This is a genomic window from Agrococcus citreus (assembly GCF_039527715.1).
GTDB classification, from domain to species: Bacteria; Actinomycetota; Actinomycetes; order Actinomycetales; family Microbacteriaceae; genus Agrococcus; species Agrococcus citreus.
Genome location: NZ_BAAAKK010000003.1, coordinates 135,239 through 142,844 on the forward strand (window position 1 = coordinate 135,239; position 7,606 = coordinate 142,844).

At 72.7% G+C, this 7,606-nt stretch carries 10 protein-coding genes and 1 tRNA gene; 3 read left to right on the forward strand and 8 right to left on the reverse strand.

Translation table 11 applies throughout. The annotated features are described in order from the left end of the window. Nucleotides 1-14: 14 nt before the first annotated feature. The 6 genes from ABD106_RS05950 to ABD106_RS05975 form a co-directional block, all read right to left on the reverse strand. Nucleotides 15-803 carry an ABC transporter permease gene (locus ABD106_RS05950; RefSeq protein WP_343918364.1) on the reverse strand — a complete coding sequence of 263 codons (789 nt, stop codon included), beginning with the start codon at nt 801-803 and terminating at the stop codon, nt 15-17. Continuing rightward, complete coding sequence (locus tag ABD106_RS05955) at nt 800-1,789, reverse strand: ABC transporter ATP-binding protein (protein ID WP_343918366.1); 990 nt, start codon at nt 1,787-1,789, stop codon at nt 800-802. The genes ABD106_RS05950 and ABD106_RS05955 overlap by 4 nt, the downstream gene beginning before the upstream one ends. Before the next feature lie 93 nt (nt 1,790-1,882). Continuing rightward, nucleotides 1,883-1,954 (reverse strand) — tRNA-Arg (locus ABD106_RS05960). A gap of 83 nt (nt 1,955-2,037) precedes the next feature. After that, a complete protein-coding gene (locus ABD106_RS05965; RefSeq protein ID WP_343918368.1) occupies nt 2,038-2,835 on the reverse strand; it encodes an NlpC/P60 family protein in 798 nt (265 codons plus the stop codon). 103 nt (nt 2,836-2,938) lie between these two features. Further along, complete coding sequence (locus tag ABD106_RS05970) at nt 2,939-3,751, reverse strand: C40 family peptidase (RefSeq protein WP_343918370.1); 813 nt, start codon at nt 3,749-3,751, stop codon at nt 2,939-2,941. Between the two features lie 148 nt (nt 3,752-3,899). Continuing rightward, nucleotides 3,900-4,571 carry an iron-dependent transcriptional repressor DtxR gene (locus ABD106_RS05975; protein WP_343918372.1) on the reverse strand — a complete coding sequence of 224 codons (672 nt, stop codon included), beginning with the start codon at nt 4,569-4,571 and terminating at the stop codon, nt 3,900-3,902. 84 nt (nt 4,572-4,655) lie between these two features. On the opposite strand from ABD106_RS05975, the gene serC reads away from it, so the two are divergent. Then, nucleotides 4,656-5,756 carry a phosphoserine transaminase gene (gene serC, locus ABD106_RS05980; RefSeq protein WP_343918374.1) on the forward strand — a complete coding sequence of 367 codons (1,101 nt, stop codon included), beginning with the start codon at nt 4,656-4,658 and terminating at the stop codon, nt 5,754-5,756. Between the two features lie 103 nt (nt 5,757-5,859). Here serC and ABD106_RS05985 read toward each other — a convergent pair whose 3' ends face one another. Then, nucleotides 5,860-6,585 carry a DUF3027 domain-containing protein gene (locus ABD106_RS05985; RefSeq protein WP_343918376.1) on the reverse strand — a complete coding sequence of 242 codons (726 nt, stop codon included), beginning with the start codon at nt 6,583-6,585 and terminating at the stop codon, nt 5,860-5,862. Further along, entirely contained in the window at nt 6,569-6,946 is a 378-nt protein-coding gene (locus ABD106_RS05990; protein ID WP_343918378.1) for a cold-shock protein, read from the reverse strand. Before ABD106_RS05990 ends, ABD106_RS05985 begins: the two co-directional genes overlap by 17 nt. Nucleotides 6,947-7,042: 96 nt before the next feature. Here ABD106_RS05990 and ABD106_RS05995 point away from each other — a divergent pair, with 96 nt between their 5' ends. Both ABD106_RS05995 and ABD106_RS06000 read left to right on the forward strand, forming a co-directional pair. Next, complete coding sequence (locus ABD106_RS05995; protein WP_343918380.1) at nt 7,043-7,369, forward strand: hypothetical protein; 327 nt, start codon at nt 7,043-7,045, stop codon at nt 7,367-7,369. Then, a partial coding sequence (locus ABD106_RS06000; protein WP_343918382.1) for a hypothetical protein occupies nt 7,369-7,606 on the forward strand: 238 nt, incomplete at its 3' end. The genes ABD106_RS05995 and ABD106_RS06000, both read left to right, overlap by 1 nt.

Below are 7,606 nucleotides of genomic sequence, written 5' to 3' on the forward strand. Positions count from 1 at the left end.
GCACCTCCTCGCCGTCAGCGCCTGCTGGTGATCGCGGCTCGCCGATAGCCGAGCGCGCCGAGGATCGTCAGGAGCACCGACCATGCCAGCATCACCCAGATCCCAGCCCAGGGGAAGACGGCCCCCGCCAGGAACGGGAAGCGGCCGAACTCGCCGAGCCAGTACGTGGGCAGGGCGAGCGCCGCCGTGCCCATGGCCGACGGCATGGCGTCGACCGGGAACCACAGGCCGCCGAGCAGCGAGAGCGCGAGCAGCAGCATCGTGGTCACGCCCTGGACCGCCTCCGCCTTGACCCACACGCCGACGACCATGCCGAGCACGGTCATGGGCAGGAGGCCGATCCAGATGAGGCCCAGCGACGCGAGCCACTGGCCGGCCGTGGCGGTCACGCCGCCGAGCAACCCGCCCGCGAGGAAGACGAGGAGCAGCGCGGGCAGCACGAGGAGCATCGTCACCGCTGCCCGCGCCAGCAGGAACGACCGCGGCGGCACGGAGGTGATCATCAGCTGGCGGAACCAGCCGGACCGACGCTCGAGCGCGAGCTGGGCGCCTCCGCTCATCGCGGCGCCGAGGCTGCCGTAGGCGGCCATCGACACCATGATCATCGCCGAGGCGAGCCCGGCGTCGGCCCCGCCGCCGTAGATCGCGGAGAACACGAGGTAGAGGGTCACCGGCATGATCACCGTGAAGAGCACGAAGGTGACGTTCCTGGCGGTGAGGGCGGCGCTGTGCAGCGCGTAGTGGAGTGCCGGCGGGAGGACGATCGGCCGGATGCTGCGGCGCGGTTCGGCGAGGGTGGTCATGGCGTTGCTCCTTGCTGGGTGTCGGGCGGGGCGGTGAGGGCGAGGAACGCGTCCTCGAGCCGAGCGGCAGTGACCTCGACGTCGTAGACGCGCTCGTCGCGGAGCAGCTCGCGCAGGGTGCGGTCGGAGTCGGTGCTGTGCAGGTGCCAGCGGCTCCCGACGCGCTCGACCGCGGCCACGGCGGGCAGCCGAGCGAGGTCGGTCGCGTCGAGGACGGTCGCGTCGAGCTCGGTGGCGTCGAGGGCGGCGAGCGCGATGGTGCGGCCGGCGACGCGGGACCGGATCTCGTCACCGGTCCCCTCTGCGACGACCCGTCCGCCCGCGAGCACGACGATGCGGTCGGCGACGTCGTCGGCCTCCTCGAGGTAGTGGGTGGCGAAGAGCACCGTGCGGCCGGCGGCGGCGAACTCCCGCATCGAGCGCCAGAACCCGCGTCGCGTCTCGACGTCCATGCCCACGGTGGGTTCGTCGAGGAGCAGCAGATCGGGGTCGGGCAGCAGCGCGAGCGCGTAGCGCAGCCGCTGCGCCTGGCCGCCGGAGAGCCGGTCGGTCCGCGTCGTGAGGAAGGCGCCGAGGTCGGCGCGCCCCACCACCTCGGCGAGCGGGAGCGGATTGGCGTGCAGGCCGGCCATGAGCCGGAGGACGTCGATGACGCGGGCGTCGGCGAGCAGCGCGCCGGACTGGAGCATCGCGCCGACCCGGCCCGCACGGACGGCGGCGCGCGGGTCGAGGCCGAAGACCTCGACCGAGCCTGCGTCGGGCTGCAGCAGGCCGAGGATCGCCTCGTTCGCGGTCGACTTGCCGGCGCCGTTCGGGCCGAGGACGGCGGCGATCTCGCCCGGCTCGATGCGCATGGTGAGGCCGTCGACAGCGCGGACGGCGCCGTACGACTTGGAGAGGTTCGTGACCTGGACGGCGGCGACGTGGCCGGGGCCGGGCGTCGCGCGGGCTGGCCGCGCCAGCGGGGTGGGGTGGGTGTCGAGCATGGCACCAGTCTTGAACCGGCCCGGCTCGAAGACCTCAGCCCGCCGTCACGACCCGACCATGACAACGGTCACGCGACTGCACTCCACACGACGTGCCCCTGGAGGGATTCGAACCCCCAACCAGCTCCTTAGGACGGAGATGCTCTTCCATTGAGCTACAGAGGCCAGGCCCGACGATTGTACCGGGGAACGACGAAGCGCCCGTCCCCAGGAGGGACGGGCGCTTCGAGGAGATCAGCGGGAGCGGATCACGTCAGGTCGATGAAGACCGGGGCCGAGCCGCCGATGTTCACGCCGGCGACCACCGTGTTGTAGCCGGACCAGCCACCGTGCACCGCACGGCCGCCACCGATGTAGATCGCGACGTGGGCGCTGCCCGTGCCGCCGTTGGCGTAGTAGATGACGTCGCCGGGCGAGGCCGCCGACATCGGGATGGTCGGGCCGAGGTTGAAGAGCGAGCCCATGCCCGAGTAGGGCAGGCCAGCCGCGGCGATCGAGCGGCGGACGAGCTGCACGCAGTCCTGCGAGACGCCGACCTGCGCGAGCGCGGCGTTGGCGATGACGCTGCCGGATGCGCCGGCCGAGGCTGCGGCGGCGGGAGCCGCGGCGGCCGAGGACGAGCCCGACGACGACGAGGAGGAGGACTGCGAGGCCGGGGCCTGGCTCGCCGTGCGGGTCGCGGCGGCGGCTGCTGCCGCCTCGCGCTCCTGCTGCTCGGCGGCGGCTGCCGCCTCGAGCTCGGCGCGGATGGCCTGGAGCTCCTCGGCGGTCGTCGCCTGCACCTCGAGGCGAGCGCTGTCGAGGCCGCTCTCGCCTGCGGTGACGACGCCGGAGACCGACTGCGCGTCCTGGGCGACCAGGGCGGAGAGCGACTCCTGCGAGCCTGCATCCGAGCTGGCGGCGAAGGCGGGGAGGGCGAGGGGGGTCGCGAGCGCCGCGGCGATGGCGATCACGCCGACCCGACGGGCACCACGCACGACGTTGACGCGGGTGAAGCGCTTCCGGTCGTTCGGCTCGTTGGCCGTCATCTCGGTTGAGGTCGTCACAGGCTGGTACTCCAAAGCGATCGGGGCAAAGATGCATGCCACCAGGGCGGCACAAGGTCCTACGTTATCAAATCGTTATCGGTTTGTCACCCGATACGCAGGATCAGCCGAAGCGGCGCACCTGCGGGGTCCCGAACGCCGCGACCATGGCCGCGTAGCTCGAGTACTTGACGGGCTTGCCGCTCGTCGCGGCGTGGATGATCTGGCCGTTGCCGGCGTGGATCGCCACGTGGCCGCTCCAGACGAGCAGGTCGCCCGCGGCGACCGCGGATGCGGGCACCGGGGTGCCGTAGCCGGCCTGCGCGTTCGACGAGCGGGGCAGGTAGTAGCCGGCCTGGCCGAAGACCCAGGAGGTGAAGCCCGAGCAGTCGAAGCCGGTCGAGGGGCTCGCGCCGCCCCAGACGTAGGGCGCGCCGAGCTGCGACTGCGCGATGCCGACGATCGAGCCGTTGGACGGCACGTTGACGGCGGCGGCGGGTGCCGCGCTCCCGCCGGCGGCAGCGGCAGCGGCGGCTGCGGGGGATGCCGCGGTCGCAGCGGCGGCAGCGGCGGCGGCCTCGCGAGCTGCGGTGAGCTCGGCCTGGCGGGCCTCCTCGGCGGCGCGCGCTTCGGCGCGGATCTGCTCGAGCTCCTCGGCGGTCGTGCCGGCGAGGCCGTCGCGAGCGACGAGGTCGACGCGCGCGTTGGCGGCGACGGTGATCGTCTGCGAGTTCTCCGCGACGACGCTCGCGAGCTGCTCGGCGGTGAACTGCTCGCCCTGCGGCGAGAACGCGGCGGCGGGCAGCGACAGAGCGCCGACCAGGGCGGCCGCGATGCAGACCACGCCGACGCTCTTCGCACCGCGGCGCAACGAGCCTCCAGCGGGTCGCTCGGCCATCGGCGAGACGGCGATGGCCGTCGAGTGCTGCAGCTTCATGTGTCGGTGTTCCCCCAAGAACCTCTGGCGCTCCGTCGTGCCGTAGAGCGTCCGAATCTTGAGGAAGACTAACCGACCGTTACCAATCCGTCACAATCCATCCCCGGTACTCGGCGAGCCTCTGCGGCGGCTGGATGCTTCCTGGACGTCAGGCGGTGAGATAGAGGTGCTGCGCGAGCTCGAGCGGGAGGTCGATCGCGGCGCCGTCGACGACCGTGACGCGGATGCGCGGACCCATGTCGGTCACCCGCACGCGCGCGCCCGGCACGACGCCCGCAGCCTGCAGCTCGACGAGGCCGTCGACGTTGTCCTGGATGGGCTCGCCGAGCCTGCGCACGACGTGCTCGCCGCGCGCCGACGCCGCCGACACGACGCCGGAGAGGAAGGGTTCGGCGGGCGGCAGCCCGAGCTCCTCGAGACCGGGGATGGGCGTGCCGTAGGGCGACTCGGAGGGGTTGCCGAGCAGCGCGAGCAGCTTGCGCTCGACCTGCTCGCTCATGACGTGCTCCCACCGGCAGGCCTCGTCGTGCACGAGGCTCCAGTCGAGGCCGATGACGTCGGCGAGCAGCCGCTCGGCGAGGCGGTGCTTGCGCAGCACCTGCGTCGCGAGCGCGCGGCCCTCCTCGGTGAGGTCGAGGTGGCGGTCGGGTGCGACGATGACGAGGCCGTCGCGCTGCATCCGGTTGATCGTCTGCGACACGGTCGGGCCCGAGTGGTTGAGCCGCTCGGAGATGCGCGCACGCAGGGGCGTGATGCCCTCCTCCTCGAGATCGAGGATGGTGCGGAGGTACATCTCTGTCGTATCGACGAGATCTGTCACCCGCAGCTCCTGCTCTGTGCTCGCCCGATCCGGCCCATCCGACCTGGCTCCCACCCTATTGGCCAGCGCTCATAGGATTGGCAGGTGAGCGCCATCGTCATCCCCCGCGACCTCCTGCCCGCCGACGGCCGCTTCGGCTGCGGACCGTCGAAGGTGCGACCCGAGCAGGTCGCCCGTCTGCAGTCGAGCCTCGACCTGCTCGGCACGAGCCACCGGCAGGCGCCGGTCAAGTCGCTCGTGCGCTCCGTGCGCGAGGGGCTCGCGCAGCTCTTCTCCGTGCCGGAGGGGTATGAGGTGCTGCTCGGCAACGGCGGCTCGACGGCGTTCTGGGACGCCGCGGCGTTCGGCCTCATCGAGCGCCGCTCGCACCACCTCGCGTTCGGCGAGTTCGGAGCGAAGTTCGGCAAGGCCGCCGCCGCCCCGTGGCTCGAGGCGCCGAGCATCGCGTCGGCCGACCCGGGCTCGCGCCCGGAGCTCGCCGCCGTCGAGGGCGTCGACGTCGTCGCCTACCCGCACAACGAGACGTCGACCGGCGTCTTCCACCCGGTCGTGCGCGGGCAGTCGGATGCGCTCACGGTCGTCGACGCGACGAGTGCGGCGGGCGGTCTGGCCGTCGACGTCGCCGAGACCGACGTCTACTACTTCGCGCCGCAGAAGAACTTCGCCGCCGACGGCGGCCTCTGGCTCGCGGTCGTCTCGCCCGCCGCGATCGAGCGCATCGAGCGCATCGCGGCCTCGGGCCGCTACATCCCCGAGTTCCTCTCGCTGCAGCAGGCCGTCACGAACTCGCGGCTCGACCAGACGCTCAACACGCCCGCCCTCGCGACGCTGCTGCTGCTCGACGAGCAGGTGCAGTGGATGCTGGGGCTGGGAGGGCTCGACGCGATGGCCGCACGCACGGCCGAGTCGGCGGCGACGCTCTACGCGTGGGCCGAGGGCCGCGCCGAGGCGACGCCGTTCGTGACCGACCCGGCGCACCGCTCGAACGTCGTCGTGACGATCGACTTCGACGACTCGGTCGACGCCGCCGCGCTCGCGAAGGCGCTGCGCGCCAACGGCGTCGTCGACACCGAGCCCTACCGCAAGCTCGGCCGCAACCAGCTGCGCGTCGCGACGTTCGCGGCCATCGAGCCGAGCGACGTCGTGCAGCTCACGCGGAGCCTCGACTTCCTGCTCGACCGCTGACGCAGCGGACACCGATCACCGCTTGCTGTGGACGACGCTCGAGCGCGACCTGCCTGCTGAGGCGGCTGCGGTCGCGCGGATCCTCAGGGACGACGCGGCGTAGTCAGTCGCGGCTGTCGTCGGGCCCCGCGTCGCGCTCGGCGACCTCGCCCCATCCGTCCGACTCGTCGTCGTCCTCGTCGTCCTCCACGAAGTCGTCGTCGAAGTCGTCCTCGAGGTCGGACTCGAGATCGGAGTCGAGCTCCTCGTCGTCCTCGTCGTCGCCCTCGCCGTCGGCACCCGCCGACTCCTTCGCGGCGAGGTAGTCGGCGAGCCGCTCCGACCACGGCACCCACGCCGGCGCGAGCAGCGAGCCCTCGCCGGGCAGCAGCGCCACCTCGAGCACGGTCGGGCCGCCCTCGACGCCACGCGAGAGCAGCACCGTCCAGGTCCAGTCGGGGTAGCCGGGCAGCGTCGAGATGTGGCGGATGGCCAGCACCTGCGCCTGGTCGCCCTCGCCGCCCTCGAGCAGCGCGTCGAGCACGTGCCCGACGGAGCCGCGCGGCGTCACGTCGTGCAGCGCGGCAGCGGCGAGCTCGAGCTCCTCGGGCGTGGGCGTCGCGGGGACCGGCTGCGCCTTGGGCTGCTGCTGCGCGGTGCTGCTGGACTCAGCTGTGCCCTCGGACTGCGCGGTGGCCTCTGACGCATCCGGCGCCTCGCTCACGAGGGCCGACTCGGGCGTCAGCTCTGCCGGCCGCGTGGACTCAGCGGGCTCGGCGGAGTCGGTCGGCGCGGCGGAGTCGACGACCTCGGGCTCGGTCGAACCCGAGGGATCAGGCGTCGAGGTCATCGGCGACCTTCCGCAGCATCTGGGCGACCGTCGAGCCGTGGGCGGCGCTCGGGTAGCGACCGCGGCGCAGGTCGTTGCCGATGGTGTCGAGCAGGCGCACGAGGTCCTCGACGATGATCGCCATGTCCTCGGTGTCGCGGCGCTGCGCGCGCACGGCGGTCGGCCCGCCGACCACCCGGAGCGACAGCGCCTGCGGGCCTCGCCGGCCCTCCGCGATGCCGTACTCGACCTTCGCGCCGGGCTTGATCTGCACATCCGCCGGCACGGCCGACGCGTGCAGGAACACTTCGACGCCGTCGTCGCCGGCGATGAAGCCGAATCCCTTGGCGTCGTCGAAGAACTTCACCCTGCCGGTCGGCATGGCACCCTCCTGGCGCTGTGCTTGGCGCGGCGCCCTGCCGCACCCGTCCAGCGTAGTGCGCGGCATGCTGAGCCCCGACCGGGATATCCTGGTCGGATGCCGAAGGCCAGCAGGAACCCGACGCAGCGCCCCCGGCATCGCGGGCGCGCTGGCGCGACCGACCCCACCGCGACCGAGCCCCGCACGGGGCGCGACGCCGCGGAGCGCATCCTCTCGATCGCCGTCGTCGTGCTGATCGCGATCGCCGTGCTCGGCTTCGCCGCGACGCTGCTGCACGTCGCGCTGCGCGACTCGGTGCCGATGTTCGCCTCCACGATGTGGCAGTACGCCTACTGGCTGCCGCTCCTGTCGCTGCCGCTCGCGATCGTGTGCCTCGTCTCGCTCGTGCTCGTGAACGCGGCCGGCAAGGCGCGCAGGCGCTGATGGACGTCGTCGAGCTCGCCGCGCGCATCCAGGCGATGTCCGACGACGCCCTCGACCAGCTCGTCGTCGAGCGCCAGGCGCCCGCGCAGCTCAGCTCGACGTTCGACCTCGCCGAGCACCTGCTGTCGGATGCGTCGATCGCGCAGGCGCTCCGGTGGCGGTCGGCGGGCGAGCTCGCCGCGCTCGCCGCCGGCACGTCGACGCCGCGGCTCGACACCCTGCTGCTCGGCGTCGACG

Excerpts from the sequence above, each read along its gene's own strand:
- ABD106_RS05985 (WP_343918376.1), bottom strand. The coding sequence starts at position 6,585 with ATGACCTCGACGCCTGATCCCTCGGGTTCGACCGAGCCCGAGGTCGTC.
- ABD106_RS05955 (WP_343918366.1), bottom strand. The coding sequence starts at position 1,789 with ATGCTCGACACCCACCCCACCCCGCTGGCGCGGCCAGCCCGCGCGACG.
- ABD106_RS05990 (WP_343918378.1), bottom strand. The coding sequence starts at position 6,946 with ATGCCGACCGGCAGGGTGAAGTTCTTCGACGACGCCAAGGGATTCGGC.
- ABD106_RS05995 (WP_343918380.1), top strand. The coding sequence starts at position 7,043 with ATGCCGAAGGCCAGCAGGAACCCGACGCAGCGCCCCCGGCATCGCGGG.
- ABD106_RS05950 (WP_343918364.1), bottom strand. The coding sequence starts at position 803 with ATGACCACCCTCGCCGAACCGCGCCGCAGCATCCGGCCGATCGTCCTC.
- ABD106_RS05970 (WP_343918370.1), bottom strand. The coding sequence starts at position 3,751 with ATGAAGCTGCAGCACTCGACGGCCATCGCCGTCTCGCCGATGGCCGAG.